Raw genomic sequence first — 22,764 nt, 5'->3', positions numbered from 1 at the left:
ACCAGGTTCATCGTCTTCGTGATGTCGAAGGTGATGAACTCGGTGACGTGCGGGGCGGTGAAGGCGGAGCCGACCATCGCCTGCGCGGTGACCTTGCGGACCCCCTTGACCGGGATACGGGTCTCCCGCACACCCGCCCCAACCGGAATGGCGGCCGGAACCGCAGCCGGAACCGGAACCTGGGCGGGGGACTGCTGCGGTATTGCCGCCGGGGCGGCCGCCTTGCGGACGTCTTCGCGGGTGACGGTCCCGTCCGGGCCGGTCGGGAACACGGCCGACAGGTCCACGCCCAGGTCCTTCGCCAGCTTCCGCACCGGAGGCTTGGCCAGCGGACGGGACTGCGGCTCCCTGGCCCGGCCGGCGACCGGTGCGGAGGCCGGCGCGGCGGTCGTCTGCATGCGCGGGCGGCGCCTGGACGATGACGGGGCCACGCCGTAGCCGACCAGGACCGGCTGCCGGCGTTCCTCCGGCCCGGCCGCGGGGGCGCCGCCCACGTCGACGGTGATGGCGACCTGGCCGACGTCGACGGTGGTGCCCTCGGGGAAGCGGAGCTCGTGGACCACGCCGTCGAACGGGATGGGCAGTTCCACGGCCGCCTTGGCGGTTTCGACCTCGCAGACGACCTGGCCGTCGGTGACGGTGTCGCCCGGCTGGACGTACCACTTGAGGATCTCGGCCTCGGTGAGGCCCTCGCCCACGTCGGGCATCTTGAATTCGCGGATCGTCACAGCGGATCTCCTCAGAACGCCAGCGAGCGGTCGACGGCGTCGAGCACGCGGTCCAGGCCCGGCAGGTACTCGTCCTCCAGGCGGGCCGGCGGGTACGGGGCGTGGAAACCGCCCACTCGCAGCACCGGCGCCTCCAGGTGGTAGAAGCACCGCTCCGTGATGCGAGCAGCGATCTCCGCGCCGGCTCCGAAGAACACCGGGGCCTCGTGCACGACGGCGAGCCGTCCCGTCTTCTCGACGGACGCCTGGATCGCATCGAAGTCGATCGGGGAAACCGAGCGCAGGTCGAGCACTTCGAGGGACTTGCCCTCCTCGGCGGCGGCCGCGGCGGCCTCCAGGCAGACCTTCACCATCGGCCCGTAGGCCGCCAGCGTGAGATCGGTGCCCGCGCGCACGGTGCGCGCCTTGTGGAGATCGCCGGGGATCGCCTCGGTGTCGACCTCGCTCTTGTCCCAGTAGCGCCGCTTCGGCTCGAAGAAGATCACCGGGTCATCGGTCTGAATGGCCTGCTGGAGCATCCAGTACGCGTCGGATGCGTTCGACGGGGAGACCACCTTCAGCCCTGCCACGTGCGCGAACAGCGCCTCCGGGGACTCGGAGTGGTGCTCCACCGCGCCGATGGCGCCGCCGTAGGGGATGCGGATGACGACCGGCAGCTTGATCTTGCCGAGCGCCCGGGCGTGCATCTTCGCCAGCTGCGTGACGATCTGGTCGTACGCGGGGAACACGAACCCGTCGAACTGGATCTCCACCACCGGCCGGTACCCGCGCAGGGCCAGACCGATCGCCGTGCCCACGATGCCCGACTCGGCCAGCGGGGTGTCGATGACCCGCTCCTCGCCGAAGTCCTTCTGCAGACCGTCGGTGATCCGGAAGACACCGCCCAGCTTGCCGACGTCCTCACCCATGATCAGGACCTTCGGGTCCGTCTCCAGGGCCTTGCGCAGCGACTCGTTGAGCGCCTTCGCGAGAGAGAGGTTCTGCACTGCCATGATCACTTCACCTCGCCATTCGCGAACGACGCCTGGTACGCGGCGAACTGGGCCCGCTCCTCGTTGACGAGGGCGTGCCCGTCCGCGTAGACGTTCTCGAACATCGCCATGGTGTCGGGGTCGGGCATGGCCCGGACCTCTTCGCGGACCCGCTTGCCGAGCGCCTCGCGCTCCGCCTCGATCTGCTCGAACCAGGCCGCGTCCGCGTGTCCCAGGGCCTCCAGATGGCGGCGCAGCCGCAGGATCGGGTCCTTGGCCTCCCACTCCTCGCGCTCCTCGTCCCGGCGGTAGCGCGTGGGGTCGTCGGAGGTGGTGTGGGCGCCCATCCGGTACGTGAACGCCTCGATCAGGGTCGGACCCTCGCCCGCACGCGCCCGCTCCAGCGCCCAGCGCGTCACGGCCAGGCAGGCCAGCACGTCGTTGCCGTCCACCCGGACGCCCGGGAAACCGAAGCCGGCCGCACGCTGGTACAGCGGCACGCGGGTCTGCCGCTCGGTGGGCTCGGAGATCGCCCACTGGTTGTTCTGGCAGAAGAACACCACGGGCGCATCGAACACCGCCGCAAAGGTGAACGCCTCGTTGACGTCCCCCTGGCTGGTGGCACCGTCACCGAAATAGGAGACGACGGCGGAGTCCGCCCCGTCCCGGGCCATGCCCATCGCGTACCCGGTCGCGTGCAGCGTGTGCGAGCCGATGACGATGGTGTACGGGTGGAAGTTGGTGTCGCCGGGGTTCCAGCCGCCGTGGTCCACACCGCGGAACTGGGACATCATCGCCGCGGGTGACACCCCCCGGCACCAGGCCACACCGTGCTCGCGGTACGTGGAGAAGACGTAGTCGTCCCCGCGCAGCGCCCGGCCGGAGCCGATCTGGGCGGCCTCCTGGCCCAGCAGCGACGGCCACAGGCCCAGCTCGCCCTGGCGCTGCAGGGCGGTCGCCTCCCCGTCGAAGCCGCGGGTGAGCACCATGTCCCGGTACAGGCCGCGCAGTTCCCCGGCGTCGAGGTCCACGTCGAAGTCCGGGTGCCGGACGCGCTCTCCCTCGGGCGTCAGCAGCTGCACCATGGGCGCATCCGGCTGTGCCGGCGCTGTGTTCACATTTCCTCCTCGTCGTCGGGGAGGTCCGCGGTGCTCCCTCGGCTCCCCCGGATTCCGGCATGCGTACGCATGTGGCCGTGCGGCATCACGGGTGGCCCGGCCGGCGTCCGCTCGTGGCTCCTGGTCCGCCGGCCGGGACCCGGCGGGGTCACCGCCGTTCCATGAGTACCAACGGGCCCGGGGCCCCCGGGAGCCCTGGATGGGGTACTCCAGCGGACGGTCGGCCACGCCCCGCTCGGGGCGCGGGGCGGGGCACGATGTGCCACCCCGGACGGCGTTGCCGCGGCGTGCGGCGCCCCGTGACAGTGGGCGGGTGAACCGACCCGGCCGTGCCGTGCCGTGCCGCGGCTGTGCGGGGCAGGAATCCACGGCACGTGATGACGGAGGAGCCTTGCTGATCGCCGAAACCATGGCCGGCACCTTGCCGCCCTACCGTGTAAGCCTCGACCGCGAGGACATCCGCCGGTTCGCCGACGCGATCGGCGCCACGGAGGCGGTGCACCGGGACGCCGGTACGGCGCGGGAGGCCGGTTACCGCGATGTCGTGGCACCGCCCACCTACCTCTTCGGCGTCGACCTCGACCGCGGCGGTGTCTTCCGGCTCCTCGCGGAGGCGGGCGCGGACCCGGCCTCCTGCCTGCACGTGGAACAGGAGTTCAGCCATCTGTCCCCGGCCTGCGCCGGTGACACGCTGGTGTTCTCCCCGCGTTTCGAAATGCCCCCGCTGCCCGCCCGCGGCGCGACGCAGTTCGTCGCCCGGCACACGGTCGTCGACCGGGCCGACGGGACACCGGTAGCCGTACTGCGCCAGCTGGTGGCCGTACGGACCGGCGGCGAGACCGGCGGCGAGACCGGAGGTGCGGCATGACGGCGCCCGCCGCCGCGGTCCTGGACGTCTTCACGGCCCGGCCCGGTACGGAACTGCCCGCCCTCACGGTGCCCGAGATCACCGCCGGGACCGTGGCGCAGTACGCGCACGCGTCCGGTGACGGCAACCCCGTCCACCTGGACCCCGCGGCCGCACGGGAGGCCGGACTGCCGGGGACGATCGTCCACGGCATGTTCACCATGGCCCTGCTGGGACGCGTGGTGACCGGGTGGGCGCCGCAGTCCCGGCTGCGGTCCCTCAAGGCGGCGTTCGTCGCCCCCGTACCGGTCGGCACCGCCGTGACCTGCACCGGAACGGTCACCGACGTCGTCACGGCCGACGGGGAATGGCACGCGCACGTACGGCTCGCGGCCCGACGCGGGGACGGGGTCCTGGTCGTGCGCGGCCGTGCGGTGGTCGCCGTGGACGGTCACACGGACGGAGCGACCCGTGCGTGAGCCGGATGTCCGCCGCTACCTGGACCGCCTCGGGACCGACCACACGGGGCGGCCCGGTGTGGAGGGCCTGCGGGCGCTGCACCGCGCCCACGTGGAGCGGGTGCCCTACGAGACCCTCGACTTCCAGCTGCGCCGGCCGACCGCCGTGGACCCGGAGTACTCCGTGTCGCGGGTGCTGTCGGGTCGCGGCGGCTACTGCTTCCACCTCAACGGCGCCTTCGCCACGCTGCTGACCGCCCTGGGGTACGACGTACGGTGGCACCGCGGTGGCGTGCAGCTCGATGCGGACACCCCCGCTCCGGGCGCCAACGCCAACCACCTGACGCTGACCGTCCGTTGTGAGGGTGAGACCTGGCTCGCCGATGTCGGCATGGGCGACGCGCTGTACGAGCCGGTGCCGTTGCGCGCGGGTGCGTACCGCCAGGGTCCTTTCACCTACCGGCTCTCCCCGTCCGTCGCGGAGCCGGGCGGATGGCGGCTGGACCACGACGTGCACGGCAAGTTCGCCGGGATGGACCTCTCGCCCGCGCCCGCGGGTCCTCGGGACTTCGTCGCCATGCACCGGCTGATGTCCGTCTCGCCCGCTTCCGTTTTCGTCCGGATCGCCTCGGTGTACCGCAGGGACGCGGACGGCGTGGACGGGCTGTGCGGGTGCGTACTGAGCCGTGTCGACGCCGACGGCAGCCGCACGGTACGGGAACTCGCCACCGCCGACGAGTGGTTCGGCACCGTCCGCGAGGTCTTCGGGCTGACCCTGGACGATCTCGACGCGCAGGACCGGGACCGGCTGTGGGCGTGGCTCGTCCGCTCCCACGAGCTCCGGCTGCGGCTGCGGGCGGCGGCCGGGCGTGCTCCGGCCGGCGCGGTGTGACAGGAGAACGGGAATGCGGGCGGGCGGGAGCGGGGCCGGAGACGTGATGGAGCTCGCAGCCGAGGACACGGCAGAGGACGCGGCGGACACGGCAGAGGACGCGGCGGACACCGCGGAGGACGCGGCAGAGGACGCGGCGGAGGACGGCGGGGGGAGCGAGGTCGAACTCGCCGGGACCCGCCTGCGGATCTGGCGCGGCCGGCTGCCCGGAGAGCCGGCGGAGGAGGACCTGCGGGTCCTGTCGGCCGAGGAGACGGCCCGCTACCGTTCCTTCCCCACCGCGGTCGGAGCGGCGAGGTACGCCGCGGCGCACGCCGCGGTGCGCCGCCGGCTCGCCCCGCTGCTCGGTACGAGGCCGGAGGCCGTGGTGTTCGGCCGCACCCCCTGCCCCACCTGCGGCGCGCCCGCGCACGGGCGGCCGCGGATCACGTACCCGCCGACCTCGCTGGAGCTGAGCCTGTCCCGGACGGGCGCCTACTGGCTGTGCGCGGTGGCCGAGGGTGCGGAGGTGGGGGCCGACATCGAACGGCTGCGGCCCTCGTACGTACCGGGCCTCACCCGGGCCGTGCTCAGCCCGCGGGAGCAGGCGTACGTCGCGGCAGCGCGGCCGGACGGCGGACGGTCCGTCGCGTTCACGCGCTGCTGGACCAGGAAGGAAGCCGTGGTGAAGGCCAGCGGGGTCGGGGTGTCGACCGACCTCCGGCGCGTCGAGGTGCGCCCCGACCTGCCCGTGGCGGTCGTCCGGCACCGGGCGGCCGGCCCCGGACCCGCCGCCTGGATGGTGCGGGACCTTCCGGCGGGGCAGGACCATCTGGCCGCGGTGGCGGTCGCCGCGCCCGGGCTCTGACATACGCCGTGCCGCCCGGCCTGCAGGCCGGGCGGCACAGTGGCGGCTGAGCGTGTGAGCGGTGTGAGCGGTGTGAGCGGTGTGAGCGGTGCGACGTCGGTGGGCCGGCGTCAGGCGGCCAGCAGGCCTTCCTGGATCGCCCGTACGACCGCCATGGTGCGGTTGGGGCAGTTCAGTTTGGCGAGGATGTTGCTGACCAGGCGCTTCACGCCGTGCTCCGAAATGACGAGGCGCCGCGCCACCTGCTTGTTGCTCAGCCCCTGGGCGAGCAGTTGCAGGACCTGGAGCTCGCGCGGGGTGAGCGTGGTCCCGCGGGTCTCCGAACTGCCGCGCCCGCGACCGGCCCTGCCCAGCAGGGTCCGTGCCAGGGTGGCCGAGACGTAGAGCCGGCCGGCGAGGACATCGGTGATCGCCGTGGACAGGGTGGCGGTGTCGAGGTCCTGACGGTCCAGGTAGCCCTGACCGCAGAGCTTCGAGGCGTGCACGATCTCCTTCTCGTCCGAGCCGTCGACCAGGACCAGGAGTTGGACGCCGAGCTCACCGAGCTCCGCCAGTGCCGCGTCGGGCCATGCGGTGTCCGTTTCCGCGGCGGCGAGCACGACCAGATCCAGTGCGGTGGCGTCGAGTTGGGCGAGTGCCTCGGTGCCGGTGGTGAAACAGAACACCGGGCTGTCGCCGGCCGCGGCGCGGACCATCGCCTCCACGCCGTACTGCTGGACGATGTCCTCCAGTACGACGGCGATGCCCGGTCCTTCGTGAAGCAGACTGCTCACTTCGTCTCCCCGTGTCGTCGATGTGTCGAAGGCCCCCGTCGGTGTCGCTGACACCGGTCTCCCATCGTCCGCCTCGTCGAGAACAATAAAAAACAAACGATCGCTTTTCAAGTTGGTCTCTAGTCGCGCGAGTGCCTGCCGACCGCACGAGGGAGCGGTCGGCAGGCACGTAGGGGGGGCGCTGCGATACGGGTCGCTAGTGCGCCTTGGAGGGGGTCCCGACAGGCTCCCCGGCCGCCCCGGCGGCCGGGGCGGTGCCGGCCGTACGCCGCTCCGCCGTCACGATGAGCAGGACGACGAGCACCGTTTCCACGACGGCCAGTACGGGCAGGGCGCCCGGCCCGGAGACGGCGAGGAGCGTGCCGCCGAGCACTCCGCCGAGGGAGGTGCCGAGGTACATGACGCTGGCGTTGAGGGCCATCACCTCGTTGCCGGACGAGCCGGCCCGGCTCAGCAGCCAGACCGCGAGCGGCGGGTTGAGCATGCCGATGCCGAAGGCCATCACCATCACGCACGCCATCAGCACCCACAGCGGTGCCGCGCCCCACAGGACGGAGGCCGTCAGGCCGGCCATGGACGCGACCAGGACGGCCGCGCCGGTCGCCACGGTGCGCAGCGGGCCCAGCCTGTCGCTCGCCGTACCGCCGACCTGGGTGGCGACGAGGCCCGCCAGGCCCGCGGCGACGAAGAGGGCCGCGATGCCGGTGGTGCCGACCGAGGACGCCGCGTCGCTGATGGGGGCGATGTACGTCATCATCATCATGCTGCCCGCGGAGAGCAGCATCATCGCGCTCAGGCCGCGCAGCACCGGACCCTGGGTGACGGGTGCGAGCCGCTCCTGGAGCCCCATGGCGGGCGGCAGTTCGAGGGCGGGCAGCAGGGCGAGCATCGTGACGAGCACGGCCACGCCGAGTCCGACGCACATCCAGAAGGCCGCCTGCCAGCCCCACATGCCGCCGAACCAGGTGCCGAGGGGCACGCCGACGAGCTGGGCCAGCATGATGCCGCCGCTGAGCAGACCGAGCGCCTTGCCGCGCTGGCCCTCGGGCGGCAGCGTTCCGGCGGCGCCGAAGCACATCGGCGTCACCGCCGCTGCGGCCATCGCGGTGACCACCCGGGAGGCGAGCAGCACCTCGTAGGAGGGGGCCGTCGCGGCGACCACGTTGCCCGCGATGAAGAGCAGCATCGCGTAGCAGGCCAGCTTGCGTCGCGGTACGCGGGAGGTGGCGACCGCTGCCAGCGGCGCCGAGACCGCGTACACGATCGAGTAGACGGTCACCAGCTGGCCGGCGGCCGACTCGCTCGTGCCCAGGCTTCCGGCCAGCTCGCGCAGGATGCCCGCGACGACGAAGTCGGCGGTGCCGAAGGTGAAGAGGGCCAGCACCAGCGGTACGAGCCACGGTCCCATGAGGTCAACCTCGCAATTGCATAGGGGGGTTCGGCCGTGAAGGGCCGACTGCCGGTCACGTCGGCGACCACGTTAACCAACGAGTGGTGTTTAGACAACACGTGTTGCCGTTCTTGGGTGTGCGGTGCCGGTGAGGGGTGGGTGGAGGGGGTGGGGCGGACGGCGGGAGGGGGCCGTCAGCAGCGTCGCACCTCGTTGCGCGGCCGCGTACGCCCGAGAGGTCCGCACGAACGAACGGTTCCGGTGGCCATGTCGGCCTGCCCGTTCGAGCAGGGCGGCAGGCCTCGGACTCGGTGCGGGCTCGGTCCTACGATCCCCGGATCAGCGGTTCCGCGCGCAAACAGAGAGAATTCAGGAGGTGCCGCACCATGTGTGGAATCACCGGATGGGTGTCCTACACCGACGATCTGACCCGTCGCCAGGGCGAACTGGAGGCGATGAACGCCACGATGTCCTGCCGGGGACCGGACGCGCACGGCGTTTACGTGTCCCGGCACGCGGCCGTGGGGCACAGCCGGCTCGCCATCATCGACCTCGAGGGCGGACGCCAGCCGATGTCGGTGACCGTGGGCGGCAGGGAGGTGGTCATCACCTACAGCGGCGAGGTCTACAACCACCGCGAACTGCGGGACGCGCTCGTCGGCCGGGGCCACGCCTTCGAGACGCGCAGCGACACCGAGGTCGTCCTCCGGGCCTACGTGGAGTGGGGCGAGGGCTTCGTCGAGAAGCTCAACGGAATGTTCGCCTTCGCGATCTGGGACGGCCGTGACGAGCGCATGCTGCTGGTCCGGGACCGGGCCGGGGTGAAGCCGCTCTTCTACTACCCGACCGACGGCGGCGTCCTGTTCGGCTCCGAGCCGAAGGCGATCCTCGCCCACCCCGACGTGGCGCCGCGTGTCGACGCGGACGGCCTGCGCGAGATGTTCATGTTCACCCGGACCCCCGGACAGGCCGTGTGGCGGGGCATGCGGGAGATGCGCCCGGGCACCGTCGTCACGGTCAGCCGCGCCGGCGTCAGCGAGCGCGTCTACTGGCGGCTGGAGGCGCACGAGCACGCCGACGACCTCGCGACGACGATCACGCACGTCCGGGACCTGCTCCAGGACATCGCCACCCGGCAGATGATCTCGGACGTGCCCCGCTGCGTCCTGCTGTCGGGCGGTCTGGACTCCAGCGCACTGACCGCGCTGGCCGCCCGGGGCCTGCGGCGGGAAGGGAACGGCGAGCGGGTCCGGAGCTTCGCCGTCGACTTCCAGGACAGCACCGACTCGTTCCGCGCCACGGATCTGCGCGAGACCCAGGACGCGCCCTACATCCGCGAGGTCGTCGCCCACGTGGGGACGGACCACCGGGACATCGTGCTGGACTCCCGCACCATGGCCGACCCGTGGGTACGGCGCGCCACGGTGGGCGCGCGGGACCTCCCGGGCCCCCACGGCGACATGGACCTCTCCCTGTACCTGCTGTTCCGGGCCGTCCGCGAGCAGTCCACCGTCGCCCTCTCCGGCGAGGCCGCCGACGAGCTCTTCGGCGGCTACCTCTGGTTCCACCACCCCGCGGCCCGCGAGGCCGAGACCTTCCCCTGGACGGCCGTCTTCGGAGACGCCGAGCAGGAGGCGCTGAAGCTGCTGCGGCCCGAGGTCCGCGAGAAGCTGCGGCTGGCGGAGTACGCCCAGGACCGCTACGCCGAAGCCGTCGCCGAAGTCCCCGTCCTGCCGGGCGAGGAGGGGCTGGAGGCGCGGATGCGGCGCATCACCCACCTCAACCTGACCCGGTGGATGCCCTCGCTCCTGGAGCGCAAGGACCGGATGAGCATGGCCACGGGGCTGGAGGTCCGGGTGCCGTTCTGCGACCACCGGCTCACCGAGTACGTGTTCAACACCCCGTGGAGCTTCAAGACCTTCGACGGCCGGGAGAAGAGCCTGCTCCGGGCGGCCGTCCGGGACCTGCTGCCGGCGTCGGTGGCCGACCGGAAGAAGAGCCCCTATCCCTCGACCCAGGACCCCTTCTACCAGCAGGCGCTGCAGCAGCAGGCCAAGCAGGTGGCGGCGGACCGCGACAGCACCCTGTTCGGCCTGGTCAGCGAGGACTGGCTGACCGCCGCCGTCTCGGTGGACCCCGCCGCGATGAACATATCCGTCCGGCACGGCCTGGAGCGGGTGCTGGAGCTCGCCGCGTGGATCGAGCGGTACAACCCCTCCGTCTCGCTCGACTGACCGGCCCGGAGCACGGGAGAGGCCCGGTACGCGTACCCCGCGTACCGGGCCTTCTCGCTGCCGCCGGCCGGCTCGGCCTCCGGGTGACGCGGCCTCCGGGCGACTCGGCAGCCGCTCGCCTCAGCTGCCGCGCGCCTCGACCGCCGTACGCCGCGTCACGCGCCGGCGGGCCGGCCGGAGCGGGGCCGCAGCACGCGCATCATCGGCTTCTCGACGTACGTGTACAGGACCCACGCGAAGAACGCGCACACGACGAGGTACAGCAGGAACGCCGTGAGCCCGAGCCACATGGGGGCGGCCGCGGCCGGTGACGGGAGCAGCCCGAGGTCGTGCAGCCAGTCCCGCAGATGGACACCGGTCCACACGATGAAGATCAGCTGCACCATGTAGAGCGCGAAGGAGATCTCCCCGAGGAACACCATGAACCGCGAGCGCAGCGGAGACCAGCGACCGGCGACATCGGCCTGCGCCAGGGCGGCGATCAGCAGGGCGAACGGGACGAAGGTCACCGCCACCCGCTGGAGCACCTCGGGCAGGTACGTGCCCAGCCAGATGGCCACCACGCTGAGCACGATCGACACGGGCACGCCCGGCCCCCGCCAGGCGGCGCGCCGCACCAGGCAGGCCAGCGCGATCCCGCAGACGAACTCCGCCAGGCGCATCACCGGGAAGACGTAGACGAACCAGTACATGAACGGTCCGCCGATGGACTCGGTGGAAATGGCCTCGCCGGCGGACGGTGCCTTCAGCGTGAACACCCGGCCGGCCAGGTACGGCAGGACGAAGGCGGCGGCCACGCAGCCCGCCGCCACCCAGCGGAGGGTGAGCGTCCGGGCCTTGGCCATCGCCGCGTACAGCGCGGGGAAGCAGAAGTAGAAGAAGGCCTCGCAGCCGAGGGACCACGCCACCGGGTTGAGCCCGTAGGACACCGACTGGTCGGGGACCCACGACTGGAGCAGGAACAGGTGCGTCAGGATCAGCTGCCACCCGGGCAGGGCGCCGGTGCTGCTGGCGATCCACACGATGGCCAGCAGGGTGGTGACGAAGAAGACCGGGTAGATCTTCGCGAACCGTCGCTGCCAGAACCTGCGCGCCGTGTCACCGGGCTGCCTGGACCAGGCGAGGACGAATCCGCTGAGGATGAAGAAGCAGCTCACCCCGACGAAGCCGGTGCCGAACACGGCGTGGAGGAACCGGTCGAGGAGCGAGGGGTCGTCCGAGCCGGGGGCCGTGCTCAGCGCGAGCTTGCCGGCGTGCTCGCCGAACACGAGGAGCGCCGCCCACCAGCGCAGTCCGGTCAGCGAGTCGAGTCTGCCGGAGGGAGCGACGGAGGTTCCGGCGTCCGCCGGGCGGCTTTCGATCAGGGTCGCCATCGGATCACACCCGGGCCGGGGAGGTCGCGGCGGAACCGGAGCCGGCGGCATCGACGGCTGCGCCGGCAGCGGGGGCCGGGGCGGGCGATCCGGTGGCCTGCTGGAACGCCTGAACGGCCTTGCCGATGAAGGCGGCCCGGTTCTCCTTCACCCAACGCCCGGACGCCTCGATGCTGTCGAGCCTTCCGTCGAAGCGCGGTGCCACGTACCGGGCGAGCAGCTCGAAGCTGTTCCGGGTCCGCTCGCGCGACGCCCAGTCGTTCACGGCGACGAGCAGCCGCCCGAACCCGCCCGTCCGGTCGACGAGCCGCTGGACGGCTTCGACGCAGTCGTCCACGGAGCCCACGATCGCGGACCCGGACTCCACCATGGCGGCGATCTCGTCGCCGGACGGCACGCCGGGGAACTCCACCGGCAGGCCGAGGGTGTCCCTGAAGTAGCCGTAGGCGAACCGCTCGAAGCCCTCGCGGACCTCGGCGTAGGCCTGCTTGGTGGTCTCCGCCACGTGCACCGGCATCACGATCCGCCAGTCGCGGCGGTCCATCGTGCGGCCGGCTTCCCCGGCCGCCTCCTCGGCGTGCCGCCACTGGGCCGCGAGGTCGATCGGCGGCGCGCCGGGCACGGGGGCGCCGAACGACAGCGGGCTCAGACCGTGCCGCCCGGCGAGCCGCATGCTCACGGGAGAGGAGGCGCTGGAGATGGCGACCTCCAACTCGTCCGAGTACGGGGCGAGATGGAGCCGCGCGTCCTGCAGGGTGAACCAGTCGGCGGAACGGGTCACCGCCTCGCCGCGTAGCAGCGGCATGATGACGTCGAGCGCCTCGGCGGTCATGCGGCGGGTGTCCGTGGCCTCGATGCCCAGCATGTGGGCGTCCGCCGGCGACGATCCCGAGCCGACACCGAACATGACGCGGCCCCGCGTCATGTGGTCGAGCTGCACGACGCGCGAGGCGGCGTGGAACGGGTGGTGGTACGGAAGGCTGACCACGCCGGTTCCCAGCCGGATCCGCTTCGTGCGTTCGGCGGCCGCCGCCAGGAACACCTCGGGCGAGCTGATGGTGCCCCAGCCGCCCGAGTGGTGCTCTCCCACCCACACCTCGTCCAGACCGAGGTCGTCGAGCAGCGAGATCAGGTCGAGGTCACGCCACATCTGCAGGTCGGGGGCCTCGCCCGGAGGGTGCAGCGGGGAAATGAACGCGCCGAATCCGACGGTCGCCGTGGTCATGCGTGTCTCCTCGATCAGGTGGGGGAGGGGAAGCCGTTGAGCGGGCAGCGTCGTGCGCGCTCGGTACGGCACCACCCTCGGCACGGCACCACGCCCGGACAATCCCCAACGCAGGTAGCCGAAGCGGCTCGGGGGGTGCCCGAACGGTCTGCCCGTTCGGGTCTTGGGCGCGGGCGGGACACGGAGGACGGTGGGTGGATGCGACCCGTCACCCATGTCTACGACACCTGTTGCATAGGCGACGATAGTCGTCTAGCGTGAGGGTATGCGAATCGAGATCTGGGCAGACGTGGTCTGCGCCTGGGCTTACATCGGCAAGCGGCGCCTGGAGCGTGCCCTGGACGGCCGCGACGACGTCGAGGTGGTCTGGCGCCCCTTCCGAATCGACCCGACCGCTCCCGCTCGGGCCATCCCCCTGGAGGAGGCCCTGCGCGACCCCCTGATGGACGAGGCGGTGCGCGCCTGCGCCCCCGACCTGACCCCGGCCGAGAACCGGGTCCGGATCTCCACGGTCGCCGCGGCCGAGGGCCTCGGGCCGCGCTGGGGCGCCGGATGGCGCGCCAGCAGCCACGACGCCCACCGGCTCGTCGCCCTGGCGTACGAGGAGGGCGGCGCCGCCCTGCAGAACGAGGTGATGGAGGGCGTGCTGCACGCCTACTTCATCGAGGCCCGCGACATCAGCGACCGCGCGGTCCTCGGCGAGGTCGCGGCCGCGGCCGGCTTCCGGCAGGGCGCCGAGCTGCTCGACGGGGATGCCGGAGAGGTGCTGGTCCGTGAACTGCTCCTCCAGGGCAAGGCGCGCGGGGTGAAGACCTCGCCGTCCCTCGTGGTCGGCGACCAGGCGCTGGCCGGCGCCCAGGCGCCGGACGCCATCCAGGCCTTCCTGGCCGGCTGCGCCGACACCCCCGAGGTGCCTGCCGAGGTCGCCCGGATGCGCTGGGCGGAATCGCTGATGGACCTGCGCGACCCCCTGGGGGCGCTGACCCTGCTGCGGCCGCTGCTCGACGAATTCGCCGGCGACCGCGGGGTGCGCACGCTCGCCGCGCGCGCCCACTTCGCCTCGGCGCAGCTCAAGCGGGCCGAGGCCGAACTGGAGGCGCTGGTCGAGGAGTACCCGGACGACGACTACGTCCGGCTGCTCTACGGCCGCACCCTTCAGCGCCGGGGCAAGGGCGAGCAGGCCGAACCGCACCTGCGCCTCGCGGCGGCCGCGACCGCCTGATCCGGGGCCGGCGCGGCCGCGCGCCCGTACGGGGTCCGGTGGAGACGGCGAGGAGCAGATGACCAGACAGGAGAGGGCGGCGAGGACGCGTACCGCCCTCATCGGCTCCGCCGCGGCGCGGTTCGCCGACAGCGGCTACGCGGGTACGGGCCTGAAGAGCATCACCAGTGCGGCCGGGACGTCCACCGGCGCGCTCACCTTTCACTTCGCCTCGAAGGGTGAACTGGCCGATGCGGTGGTGGAAGGGGCACGAGCCGTGCTCCGCCCGGCAGTCGACGAGGTCCTGCGGCGCCCCGGCGCGGCCCTGGACACGCTGGAGGCCCTCGTCGTGGCCCTCGTCCGCCTGCTCCACGAGGACGTGCTGGTGCGCGCCGCCGCCCGTCTGGAACTGGACGGCTCCGAGGGTGTGGAGAGCTGGTCCGCCGAGTGGCACCCGGCGGTGCGCCGGCTGGCGGAGCGCGCCTGGCGCGAGAACGCCGGGCGGCTCGCCGCCGACGGCCCCGACCAGCTCGCCGCACTGGCCGCGCTGTTCGTGCGGTCGGCGGGCCCGCACTTCCGGTTGCGGGCGGTCACGGCCACCGCCTCCGCCGCCCTCGACGAGCACCTGCGCCTGTGGGCCGTGATGGCGCGGGTGCTGCTCGTACCGGACGGCCGGACGCCGCGTCAGGACGAGGTGGCACCGCCCGACGCCTGAACCGGCCTCAGGCCGCGGGCTCCCGGCCGGCGGCCCGGGGGCCGGGCGGGCCGACGGTGAGGGAGCCCCGCACCTTGTCGGACGCGATGCCCGGGAGCAGGTACGTCCACAGGGTGTGGACGCGCTCGGGGAGGTCCTGGCGATCGGTGGTGATCTGCGAGAACAGCTGCGTACCGGAGAACGTGCTCACGACGAGCCAGGCCAGTGCGTCGACGTCGCAGCTCTCGTTCAGTTCACCCGCCTCCTCGGCCGCCGACAACTGCGCCCGGAAGACCTCCGCCCACTGCTGGTACGGCTGTTCCTCGCGCATGCCGAACGCGCCCTGCTCGACGGCCAGCCGGACGCCGCCGCGCAGCACCGGGTTCGTCTGGAGCTGCTCGGCCAGGTACGCCGTGATGTCGACGAGGCGCTGGAGGCCGTCCGGCCCCGCGGGGAGGACCAGCTCGTCGGCCTGGCTGAGCATCACGGCCCGGGCCAGCTCCTCCTTCGAGGAGAAGTGGAAGTACAGCGCGCCCAGCGTGGCACCCGCCCGGTTGCTGATCAGACGGATCGACGCGGCGCTGAAGCCGACCTCGTCGAAGACCTCCGCCGCGGCCCGCAGGATCGTCGCCCGGGTCCGCACCGCCCGTTCCTGCTTGGCGGCCCCGGCTTGTCGCGCCGGTCTGTTCTCCATCCGGACCTCCCCAAAGAAACAAAACAATCGTCCCTTATCTTAGGGCCGACCCTCCCGGCCCCGGAAACCCCTCGTCCGGCCGTTCAGTTTCCGCGCCAAGCGGTGAGCAGTTCTTCCGGGCCGTACGTTGCCTGGAGCCCGGCGCAGTCGACGCCACTGCGGGAAACCGCGATCAGCGGCACGGGGTCGTCGGTGACTGCTGCCCGGTGCTTGTAGAGGGGTAGTTCGGCTGCGACCACACGCTTCTCCGTCAGGACGTCCGTGGCTCTGGTGAGGGTCGTGTGGGCGATCCCGCCGGCCGCCCGGGCGATGTTGGTGAACGTGCGCTCGCCGCTCCCGATGGCGCGCAGCACTTCCCGGCTATCGCGCGCGACAGTATCTGAGCAGCCTATCTGCGCCGCCAAGGCGGCTCGGATGGTCTACTGCGCGGTCGTTGCAGCGGGGATGTCGACTCGGGCGGCCCGGCGGGCCGGCCAGAGCGAGGCGAGGAGCGCGCCCGCCAGGGCGATCAGCACCGCGAGGGCGAGGCGTCCCCAGGGAAGGACCAGCTCGTAGCCCACGACGCTCTCCTGGAGGGTGCGTCCCAGCGCCCAGCCCAGGAAGACGCCCATGACCGTGCCGACCGTCGCGCCGAGCGCGCCGACGAGCAGGGCCTCCAGGCGGATCATCCGGGTCACTCCGGCGCGGTCCAGGCCGAGGGCGCGCAGGGTGCCGATCTCCTTGCGGCGTTCGAGGACGGACATCGCGAGGGTGTTGGCGATGCCCAGCGCGGCGATCACCAGGGCCATGCCGAGCAGGGCGTAGAAGACGTTGAGCTGGTCGCCGATGCCGCTGCTGTCCTGGGCCCGGATGCCGGCCCGGTCCAGGACGGCCAGTGCGGGGTTGTCGCCGAGGGCGCGGGTGATGCCTGCGAGCGCGGCCCGGCCGGGTCCGCCGTCGGTGGCGACGAGGATCGCGTGGGTGGCCGGGGCGGAGTCGTAGCGGGCGACGAGGGAGCCGGGTGCGGTGATGCTGGGCATCAGGTCGCTCTGTTCGTCCGCCCGGTAGACGGCGCCGATGGTGACGCTGCCGTGCCGGTCGTCATGACGTTGCAGGGGGAGGGTCTGGCCGACGTGCCAGCCGGCGGCCCTGGCCTTGAAGTCGGCCACGGCGATCCGGCCCTCGGCGAGGCTGTCGAGGGAGCCCTCGACCACGTCGTACCGCAGGAGCCGGCCGATGGTGGCGGGGTCGACGCCGGTCAGGACGGAGGAGGTGCCGGCCAGGCGGTAGCCGGTGGACTGGCTGAGCGGGCTGTATGCGGCGCCGGGCAGCTTCCCGAGGGCCTCCGCGGTGGCGGGGTCCATCCGCTCGCCGCCCTCCGCGGGCTTCACCAGGTAGTCGGCGGTGAAGGCGTGGGTGGTCGCGCGGTCGAGGTACCGGGCGGCGGAGGCGCCGAGGACGGACAGGCCCGAGGCGAGGGTGAGGGCGATGGCGAGCGCGGCGGCGGTGGCGCCGGTGCGGCGCGGGTCGCGCACCGTGTTGCGGGCGGCGAGGTCGCCGTGCACCGGGTGGAGGCGGCGGAGCAACGGCCGGAGCAGGGCGACGAACGGCCGGGAGAGGAGCGGGATGAGGCCGATCGCCCCGGTCAGGGCCAGGGCCGCGCCGATGCCGATGACCTGCCGGGAGTCCTTCCCCGAGGTGAGCGCCCCGTACGCCGCGGTGGCGGTGCCGGTGAGCGTCAGCGCGGTGGCGAGGCCGGTGCGCAGGGAGCCGGCTCGCGCGGGCGCCGTGTGCTCGGCCGCGCTGAGCGCGGCGACGGGCGGAACGGCCATGGCCCGGCGGATCGGAAGCCATGCGGAGATCACGGGGAGGGCGGTGCCGACCAGCATCGAGATGACCACGGTGGCCGGGGTGAGGACCAGCGGGGCGGCCGGGGCGCCGGCGGTGGCGCCGACAGTGGTGCCGGCGGGCGCGAAGAGCATCTGGAGCAGGGAGGCGGCCCCGGTGCCGGCGGCCAGGCCGGCCGCGGAGGCGATCACCCCGACGAGGAGGGACTCGGTCAGCAGGATGCGGCGCACCTGCTCGCGCGTGGCTCCGACGGCCCGCATCAGGGCCAGCTCCCTGGTGCGCCGGGTGACGAGCATGGTGAAGGTGTTGGAGATGAGGAAGGTGGCGACGAACAGGGCGACCGCGGCGAAGCCCACCAGGATCTGGCTCATGGTGTCGCTGTCGGTGGTGGCGAGGTTCGCCTGGATCCGGGCGAGCTGGGCCCCGGTGACCGCGCCGGTTCCCTTGGGCAGCACCGGTGCGACGCGGCCGAGGAGCTCCGTCACGTCGGTGCCGGGACCGGCCGTGAGCTCGATGTTCCGGTAGCGGCCGGGCTCGAGGAAGAGCCGCTGGGCGGTGGCGTCGGTGAACAGCGTCAGGCTGCCCCCGGCGGGAAGTTTGGTCCCGTCGGTGCGGAAGGTGCCGCTGAGCGTGTAGGAGCCGGCGCTCTTGTTCGTACCGACGCGCACGGTGTCGCCGACGCGGTAGCCGCCCTGGGCGGCGGTGGCTTCGTCGAGGGCGATCGTGTGGTCGCCGGTCGGGCCGGACCCCTGCGTGAAGCGGTAGGCGGGGTCCGTGCCGTCGGCTCCCGGGGCGAAGTTGCCGCCCTGGCGGGACGGGCCGTGACCGAGCAGCCGGCCGTCGCGGCCGGCGACGGCGGCGAAGCCGTCGACCCGGCCCGCGGCGGCCGCGACTCCGGGGAGCCCAGCCAGGGTGGCCACGGTACGGGCGTCGAGGGCGGCCGGCCGGCCGCCGCCGGGGACGGCCTCGGGCGCGACGTTCACGGCGATGCGCTCGTAGCCGTCGGTGGCCTTGGCGGTGGCGGCCCGGTTCAGGCTGTCGCCGTAGACGAGGCTGCCGCTGATGAAGGTGACGCCGAGCATCACCGCGAACGCGGTCATCAGCAAGCGGGCCTTGTGCGCGAGCACGTTGCGCAGGGCAGTACGGAACATGGGGTGCGGATCCTGGGAGGCGGGCTCGGCGGATGCGAGCGGGCGGCTGGGTCGGTGCCGGCGTGAGCGGGGGTCAGCTCGTGCGCGGGCGGGGGTCGAAGGCCTTCATCCGGTCCAGCACCCGTTCCGGGGTGGGATGTGTCATCTCGTCGACCAGGCGGCCGTCGGCCAGGAACACCACGCGGTCGGCGTAGCCGGCGGCGACCGGGTCGTGGGTGACCACGACCACCGTTCGGCCCAGCTCGCGCACCGAGTCGCGGAGGAAGCCGAGGACCTCGGCCCCGGCGCGGGAATCGAGGTTGCCGGTGGGCTCGTCGCCGAAGACGATCGCGGGCCGCGAGGCCAGCGCCCGGGCCACCGCCACCCGTTGCTGCTGCCCGCCGGACAGCTGTCCGGGCCGGTGGTCCAGCCGCCCGGAGAGGCCGACCATGGAGATGACGCGGTCCACCCACTGCTGGTCGGGCCGGCGGCCGGCCAGGGTCAGCGGCAGCGTGATGTTCTCCAGCGCGGTCAGCGTCGGCAGGAGGTTGAACGCCTGGAAGATGAAGCCGATCCGGTCGCGGCGCAACCGGGTGAGCTGCCGGTCGTCGAGCGTGCCCAGCTCGGTGGTGCCGATGCGGACGGAGCCGGAACCGAACGAGTCGAGCCCGGCGGCGCAGTGCATCAGGGTGGACTTGCCGCAGCCGGAGGGGCCCATGATCGCGGTGAACTCGCCCTCCCGGAAGGCGATGCTCACCCGGTCCAGGGCGACGACACGGGTGTCGCCGCTGCTGTAGACCTTCGACAGGTCGGTGGTGGCGGCCGCGATCCCGGACGGCGGGTGCAGCACGTGCGCGTCGGGCTCGGGACGGGGATCGGCGATCACAGGGGGACTCCACTTCGGGTGCCAAAGGGTGCACGTCGAAGGGTGTCCGGGGAACGTATCGGAGCCTGGGCCGCCGTGTATCGGCCGCCGCGCCGCTTCGTATCGGTCGTGTAGGGAACCGCGGTCAGCCCGGCAGGCGCAGGGTGGCGACGGCGCCGCCGTCCGGGGCATTGCCCAGGCGCAGCTCGGCGCCGAGGAGCCGGGCCTGGCCCAGGGCGATCGTCAGGCCCAGGCCGTGGCCCGAGCCGCGCGCGGTCGCGCCCGTGTGGAAGCGGCGCGGGCCGTGGAGCAGCAGCTCCGCGGGGAAGCCGGGGCCGTGGTCGCGCACGACGACCGTACGGCCGTCGACCGTGACCTGCACCGGGGCGACCCCGTGCCGGTGGGCGTTGACGACGAGGTTGCCGACGATCCTGTCCAGGCGGCGCGGGTCGGTCTCCACGGTCTCCACGGTCTCCACCGTCTCAGCGGCATCAGCGGCATAGGAGGCATCAGCAGTCCCAGCGGTCTCAGCCGTCTCGGCGCGCTGCGTGTCGGAGACGGCGGTGATCTCCGTGTCGAGGCCGGTGCGGGCCACGGCTTCGGCGACCACGGCGCCGAGCGGGACACGGGCGCGGACCGGTTGTTCGGCGCCGGCGTCCAGCCGGGAGATCTCCAGCAGGTCCTCGACCAGGCCGCGCAGGTCCCCCACCCGGGCCCGGAGCAGGTCCTCCGTCTCACCCGGCGGCAGCAGGTCGGCGGCGGCCAGCAGACCGCCGACGGGAGTGCGCAGCTCGTGGGCCACGTCCGCGGTGAAGCGGCGCTCGCTGCGCAGCCGTCGGCTGAGAGTGTCCGCCATGAGGTCGACGGTGGCGGCGATGTCGGCGACCTCGTCGCGGCCCTCGGTGGGCCCGGTCCGGGCATCCAGGTCCCCGGCCGAGATCCGGCCCGCGGTCTCGGAGACCCGCCGCAGCCGGCGGCCGAGCAGCCCCGCAGCGTAGACCGCCAGGGGCGTGGCGGCCGCCAGCGCGACCAGCGAGGCCACCGCCATGGTCACGTCGAGCCGTTGCAGCTCGTGGAGTTCCGGGCTCATGTTGACCCGAAAGGCCAGCACCCGGCTGCCCGGGCCGTCGACCCGCTGGGCGGCCCAGACGCTGGGCCCCACGTTCCCTTCGACACGCTCGTCGTAGGCCGTGTGCCGGGCGCCGTCGGCCGGGTGCCGCAGTGCGGCGGGCAGCCCGGCCGGATCCAGTTCGGCGCCGTCCGCGAGGGTTCCGGTGCGCCGGTAGACCTCCATGGCCGAGTACAGGCTGTTGAAGGCCCGCGCTTCGGCCCGGCTCCGGACGTCCTGCGCGGTCCACAGGTGCACCAGTACGCCCACCGCGGCCGCGACCAGGCATGCCGTGGCCGCGGCCAGCGCGGCGATCTTCCAGCGCAGGGGTACGCGGGCCGGCCGCAGCCGGTGGAACGGGCGCACCGGTCTCAGCGCCTGAGCTTGTAGCCGAAGCCGCGGACCGTCTCGATCCGGTCCCGGCCCAGCTTCTTGCGCAGCCGCTGCACGCACAGGTCCACGACCCGGCTGTCACCGTCCCAGCCGTACTCCCATACGTCCCGAAGCAGGGCGTGCCGCTCCAGCACGATGCCCGGGTGGGCGGCGAACTCCAGCAGCAGCTTCAGCTCGGTCGGGGTCAGTGCCACCGGGCTTCCGGAGACGGACACCTCCAGGCCGCCGGTGTCGATGGTCAGGTCCCCGAAGACCAGCAGGCCGCCCTCGGCCGGTGGCGGCCCGTCGCCCGCGGCATGCCCGAGTGCGGGAGCGGGCGCATAGGTCGCCCGCCGCAGCAGCGAACGGATGCGTGCCACGAGCACGTAGGTGTCCACGGGTTTGACCACGTAGTCGTCCGCCCCGGCCTCCAGACCGGCGACGACGTCGAGCCCCTCGCCGCGGGCGGACATCATCAGAACCGGCACCAGGCTGGTCTCCCGGACCCTGCGGCACAGGCCGATCCCGTCCAGACCGGGCAGCATCACATCCAGGATCAGCAGGTCGAAGCTGTCGTCGCGGAAGAGCTCCAGCCCAGCCAGCCCGTCGGCCGCGGCCTTCACCCGGTAGCCGTAGCGTTCGAGGGCGACGGAGAAGGACCGGCGCATCAGCTCGTCGTCCTCCACCAGCAGCACGCGAACAGGTCGCGGAGGGGCCGGAGCCGGGACGGGCGAGGACACGGGCAGCTGGCTCCTGTTCGGACGGGTCGCTGAAACCCTATGCGTCGATGCGTACCAGTGCGAGCGTGATGTTGTCGGGACCTCCGGCTTCGATGGCGGCCTTCCACAGCTCGAACGCCGCCTTGCCGTCGTCGTGCACCCGCAGCAGCTCGTCGATGGCTTCGTCGGGCACCGGGTCGGTCAGACCGTCGCTGCACACCAGGTAGCGATCGCTGGTGGACAGCGGGAAGGACGCCACATGGGGAGTGATGGCGCTGTGCCCGCGGCTTCCGCCGAGCGTCTGCGTGACGGCCGACGTGGTGCGGTGACCCGGCGCCGGCGGCGGGCTGTCGTCCACGCTCACCTGGTGGAGCCCGTCCTGAGCCGCGTGGTACACCTTGCTGTCACCGACATTGAACGCCAGGAGCGACTCCGCCAGGACGAGGGAACCGGCGACCGTGGTCCCCATGGCGGTCAGCTCCGGACGGCCGTCGGTGGCCGCGTACACCGCGCGATTGCAGAGGTTCAGAGCGTCCTCGACGGCTTGGGTGCCGTCCAGTGAAGGGCCGAGCAGGGCGAGCTCGCGGACGACCAGCTCGCTGGCGACCTCGCCGGCCGGCTGCCCGCCGAGCCCGTCGGCGACCGCGACGACGAGCGGTCTGCCGAGGGGGAACACCAGCGTCTGGGGGCTCTCGGTCGTGGTCCCGCACAACGTCCACGGTCCGACGACAAGGCTGTCCTCGTTGTGCTCGCGCACCAGCCCGACATGACTCAGGGCGGTCACGGCTATGTACGCCACCACGACGTCCCGCCTCTCCGCAACGGCAGAAGCATCCCTCACCACCATTGTCGCGCCGCTCGGCATGCGGCGCGTGACCTGCCGGAGCAGGCTGGTCCCGGGGGCCTGAGGAAAGGACTGCGGGAGATGTTCGCGAGGCTGAGCACCTACCAGGGATCACCGGTTCCCGCGGAGGGAGACCTGACCGCGAATGCGGCGGCGGTCGTCGAGCAGGTCCGGGACGTGCCCGGCTTCCGGGGCGTGTACTACCTCGTCGACCGGGCGTCGGGGAAGGCCAGGTCGCTGACCCTGTGGGCGGACGAGCAGTCCATGCGGGCGAGCGAGGACCAGGCCACCCGGATCCGCGAGGAAACGGCACGGCGGGAAGGCCAGCGGATCGTCTCGGTCGAACGTTTCGAGGTCGGATTCAGCCACCTGGAGCCATAGGGGCGAGGGCAGGTCCGGACAACGCAGCAGGCCCGGGTCGGCGACCCGGGCCTGCTTGCGGGAACGGATGACG

At 72.7% G+C, this 22,764-nt stretch carries 21 protein-coding genes and 1 pseudogene; 8 read left to right on the top strand and 14 right to left on the bottom strand.

What is annotated here, in order from left to right:
- From AB0447_RS03005 to pdhA, 3 genes are all read right to left on the bottom strand, one after another.
- On the bottom strand, positions 1–707 hold a 707-nt coding region (locus tag AB0447_RS03005), incomplete at its 3' end, for a biotin/lipoyl-containing protein (RefSeq protein WP_366474681.1).
- Positions 708–739: 32 nt separating this feature from the next.
- Positions 740–1,720: an alpha-ketoacid dehydrogenase subunit beta gene (locus tag AB0447_RS03000; protein WP_366474649.1), complete on the bottom strand. Its 981-nt coding sequence runs from the start codon at positions 1,718–1,720 to the stop codon at positions 740–742.
- Between the two features lie 2 nt (positions 1,721–1,722).
- A complete protein-coding gene (gene pdhA, locus AB0447_RS02995; protein ID WP_366474648.1) occupies positions 1,723–2,817 on the bottom strand; it encodes a pyruvate dehydrogenase (acetyl-transferring) E1 component subunit alpha in 1,095 nt (364 codons plus the stop codon).
- 391 nt (positions 2,818–3,208) lie between these two features.
- Here pdhA and AB0447_RS02990 point away from each other — a divergent pair, with 391 nt between their 5' ends.
- Genes AB0447_RS02990 through AB0447_RS02975 form a run of 4 tightly spaced genes read left to right on the top strand, consistent with a single transcriptional unit; the run spans position 3,209 to position 5,861 of the window.
- Positions 3,209–3,685, top strand: a complete 477-nt coding sequence (locus tag AB0447_RS02990) for a MaoC family dehydratase N-terminal domain-containing protein (RefSeq protein ID WP_366474647.1) — start codon at positions 3,209–3,211, stop codon at positions 3,683–3,685.
- Positions 3,682–4,143: a MaoC/PaaZ C-terminal domain-containing protein gene (locus AB0447_RS02985; protein WP_366474645.1), complete on the top strand. Its 462-nt coding sequence runs from the start codon at positions 3,682–3,684 to the stop codon at positions 4,141–4,143. Before AB0447_RS02990 ends, AB0447_RS02985 begins: the two co-directional genes overlap by 4 nt.
- Entirely contained in the window at positions 4,136–5,014 is an 879-nt protein-coding gene (locus AB0447_RS02980; protein ID WP_366474644.1) for an arylamine N-acetyltransferase, read from the top strand. The genes AB0447_RS02985 and AB0447_RS02980 overlap by 8 nt, the downstream gene beginning before the upstream one ends.
- Before the next feature lie 46 nt (positions 5,015–5,060).
- Positions 5,061–5,861, top strand: a complete 801-nt coding sequence (locus AB0447_RS02975; RefSeq protein ID WP_366474643.1) for a 4'-phosphopantetheinyl transferase superfamily protein — start codon at positions 5,061–5,063, stop codon at positions 5,859–5,861.
- Between the two features lie 110 nt (positions 5,862–5,971).
- On the opposite strand, the gene AB0447_RS02970 is transcribed toward AB0447_RS02975, so the two are convergent.
- Both AB0447_RS02970 and AB0447_RS02965 read right to left on the bottom strand, forming a co-directional pair.
- Positions 5,972–6,634 (bottom strand): response regulator transcription factor, encoded by a 663-nt coding sequence (locus AB0447_RS02970; RefSeq protein WP_366474642.1) that lies wholly within the window; start codon positions 6,632–6,634, stop codon positions 5,972–5,974.
- Between the two features lie 196 nt (positions 6,635–6,830).
- Positions 6,831–8,042 (bottom strand): MFS transporter, encoded by a 1,212-nt coding sequence (locus tag AB0447_RS02965; protein ID WP_366474641.1) that lies wholly within the window; start codon positions 8,040–8,042, stop codon positions 6,831–6,833.
- Between the two features lie 368 nt (positions 8,043–8,410).
- Here AB0447_RS02965 and asnB point away from each other — a divergent pair, with 368 nt between their 5' ends.
- Positions 8,411–10,258: an asparagine synthase (glutamine-hydrolyzing) gene (gene asnB, locus AB0447_RS02960; RefSeq protein WP_366474640.1), complete on the top strand. Its 1,848-nt coding sequence runs from the start codon at positions 8,411–8,413 to the stop codon at positions 10,256–10,258.
- A gap of 155 nt (positions 10,259–10,413) precedes the next feature.
- Here the strand turns inward: asnB and AB0447_RS02955 are convergent, their stop codons facing one another.
- Together AB0447_RS02955 and AB0447_RS02950 are read right to left on the bottom strand one after the other, a co-directional pair.
- On the bottom strand, positions 10,414–11,631 hold the full coding sequence (locus tag AB0447_RS02955; RefSeq protein WP_366474639.1) for an acyltransferase: 1,218 nt from the start codon (positions 11,629–11,631) through the stop codon (positions 10,414–10,416).
- Between the two features lie 4 nt (positions 11,632–11,635).
- Positions 11,636–12,856 (bottom strand): LLM class flavin-dependent oxidoreductase, encoded by a 1,221-nt coding sequence (locus AB0447_RS02950; RefSeq protein ID WP_366474638.1) that lies wholly within the window; start codon positions 12,854–12,856, stop codon positions 11,636–11,638.
- A 265-nt stretch (positions 12,857–13,121) separates the two neighbouring features.
- Here AB0447_RS02950 and AB0447_RS02945 point away from each other — a divergent pair, with 265 nt between their 5' ends.
- Both AB0447_RS02945 and AB0447_RS02940 read left to right on the top strand, forming a co-directional pair.
- Positions 13,122–14,078, top strand: a complete 957-nt coding sequence (locus AB0447_RS02945; protein ID WP_366474637.1) for a DsbA family oxidoreductase — start codon at positions 13,122–13,124, stop codon at positions 14,076–14,078.
- Between the two features lie 58 nt (positions 14,079–14,136).
- Positions 14,137–14,772, top strand: coding sequence for a TetR family transcriptional regulator (locus AB0447_RS02940; RefSeq protein WP_366474636.1), 636 nt, complete (start codon positions 14,137–14,139; stop codon positions 14,770–14,772).
- Between the two features lie 7 nt (positions 14,773–14,779).
- Here AB0447_RS02940 and AB0447_RS02935 read toward each other — a convergent pair whose 3' ends face one another.
- The 7 genes and pseudogenes from AB0447_RS02935 to AB0447_RS02905 form a co-directional block, all read right to left on the bottom strand.
- On the bottom strand, positions 14,780–15,445 hold the full coding sequence (locus AB0447_RS02935; protein ID WP_366474635.1) for a ScbR family autoregulator-binding transcription factor: 666 nt from the start codon (positions 15,443–15,445) through the stop codon (positions 14,780–14,782).
- Between the two features lie 83 nt (positions 15,446–15,528).
- A pseudogene (locus tag AB0447_RS02930) lies at positions 15,529–15,807 on the bottom strand (ATP-binding protein); the annotation flags it as partial.
- A 57-nt stretch (positions 15,808–15,864) separates the two neighbouring features.
- A complete protein-coding gene (locus AB0447_RS02925) occupies positions 15,865–18,423 on the bottom strand; it encodes an FtsX-like permease family protein (protein WP_366474633.1) in 2,559 nt (852 codons plus the stop codon).
- A 73-nt stretch (positions 18,424–18,496) separates the two neighbouring features.
- Entirely contained in the window at positions 18,497–19,252 is a 756-nt protein-coding gene (locus AB0447_RS02920) for an ABC transporter ATP-binding protein (RefSeq protein ID WP_366474680.1), read from the bottom strand.
- Positions 19,253–19,412: 160 nt separating this feature from the next.
- Positions 19,413–20,741 carry a HAMP domain-containing sensor histidine kinase gene (locus tag AB0447_RS02915; protein ID WP_366474632.1) on the bottom strand — a complete coding sequence of 443 codons (1,329 nt, stop codon included), beginning with the start codon at positions 20,739–20,741 and terminating at the stop codon, positions 19,413–19,415.
- A gap of 5 nt (positions 20,742–20,746) precedes the next feature.
- The gene (cseB, locus tag AB0447_RS02910) at positions 20,747–21,442 is read right to left on the bottom strand and encodes a two-component system response regulator CseB (RefSeq protein ID WP_366474631.1); all 696 of its coding nucleotides are present in this window, start codon (positions 21,440–21,442) and stop codon (positions 20,747–20,749) included.
- 82 nt (positions 21,443–21,524) lie between these two features.
- Positions 21,525–22,265, bottom strand: coding sequence for a protein phosphatase 2C domain-containing protein (locus AB0447_RS02905; RefSeq protein WP_366474679.1), 741 nt, complete (start codon positions 22,263–22,265; stop codon positions 21,525–21,527).
- Between the two features lie 126 nt (positions 22,266–22,391).
- Between AB0447_RS02905 and AB0447_RS02900 the strand changes: the two genes are divergently transcribed.
- Positions 22,392–22,691: an antibiotic biosynthesis monooxygenase gene (locus tag AB0447_RS02900; RefSeq protein ID WP_366474630.1), complete on the top strand. Its 300-nt coding sequence runs from the start codon at positions 22,392–22,394 to the stop codon at positions 22,689–22,691.
- Positions 22,692–22,764 lie beyond the last annotated feature (73 nt).

This window comes from Streptomyces sp. NPDC051211 (assembly GCF_040689505.1).
GTDB lineage: Bacteria > Actinomycetota > Actinomycetes > Streptomycetales > Streptomycetaceae > Streptomyces.
This window is presented reverse-complemented; position numbering and strand designations above follow the sequence as displayed.

What these genes read in the sequence shown, in the direction of transcription:
- AB0447_RS02945 (WP_366474637.1), top strand. Translation starts at nt 13,122, where the DNA reads ATGCGAATCGAGATCTGGGCAGACGTGGTCTGCGCCTGGGCTTACATC.
- AB0447_RS02950 (WP_366474638.1), bottom strand. Translation starts at nt 12,856, where the DNA reads ATGACCACGGCGACCGTCGGATTCGGCGCGTTCATTTCCCCGCTGCAC.
- AB0447_RS02985 (WP_366474645.1), top strand. Translation starts at nt 3,682, where the DNA reads ATGACGGCGCCCGCCGCCGCGGTCCTGGACGTCTTCACGGCCCGGCCC.
- asnB (WP_366474640.1), top strand. Translation starts at nt 8,411, where the DNA reads ATGTGTGGAATCACCGGATGGGTGTCCTACACCGACGATCTGACCCGT.
- AB0447_RS03000 (WP_366474649.1), bottom strand. Translation starts at nt 1,720, where the DNA reads ATGGCAGTGCAGAACCTCTCTCTCGCGAAGGCGCTCAACGAGTCGCTG.
- AB0447_RS02940 (WP_366474636.1), top strand. Translation starts at nt 14,137, where the DNA reads ATGACCAGACAGGAGAGGGCGGCGAGGACGCGTACCGCCCTCATCGGC.
- AB0447_RS02935 (WP_366474635.1), bottom strand. Translation starts at nt 15,445, where the DNA reads ATGGAGAACAGACCGGCGCGACAAGCCGGGGCCGCCAAGCAGGAACGG.
- AB0447_RS02975 (WP_366474643.1), top strand. Translation starts at nt 5,061, where the DNA reads ATGGAGCTCGCAGCCGAGGACACGGCAGAGGACGCGGCGGACACGGCA.
- AB0447_RS02900 (WP_366474630.1), top strand. Translation starts at nt 22,392, where the DNA reads ATGTTCGCGAGGCTGAGCACCTACCAGGGATCACCGGTTCCCGCGGAG.
- AB0447_RS02925 (WP_366474633.1), bottom strand. Translation starts at nt 18,423, where the DNA reads ATGTTCCGTACTGCCCTGCGCAACGTGCTCGCGCACAAGGCCCGCTTG.
- AB0447_RS02955 (WP_366474639.1), bottom strand. Translation starts at nt 11,631, where the DNA reads ATGGCGACCCTGATCGAAAGCCGCCCGGCGGACGCCGGAACCTCCGTC.
- AB0447_RS02965 (WP_366474641.1), bottom strand. Translation starts at nt 8,042, where the DNA reads ATGGGACCGTGGCTCGTACCGCTGGTGCTGGCCCTCTTCACCTTCGGC.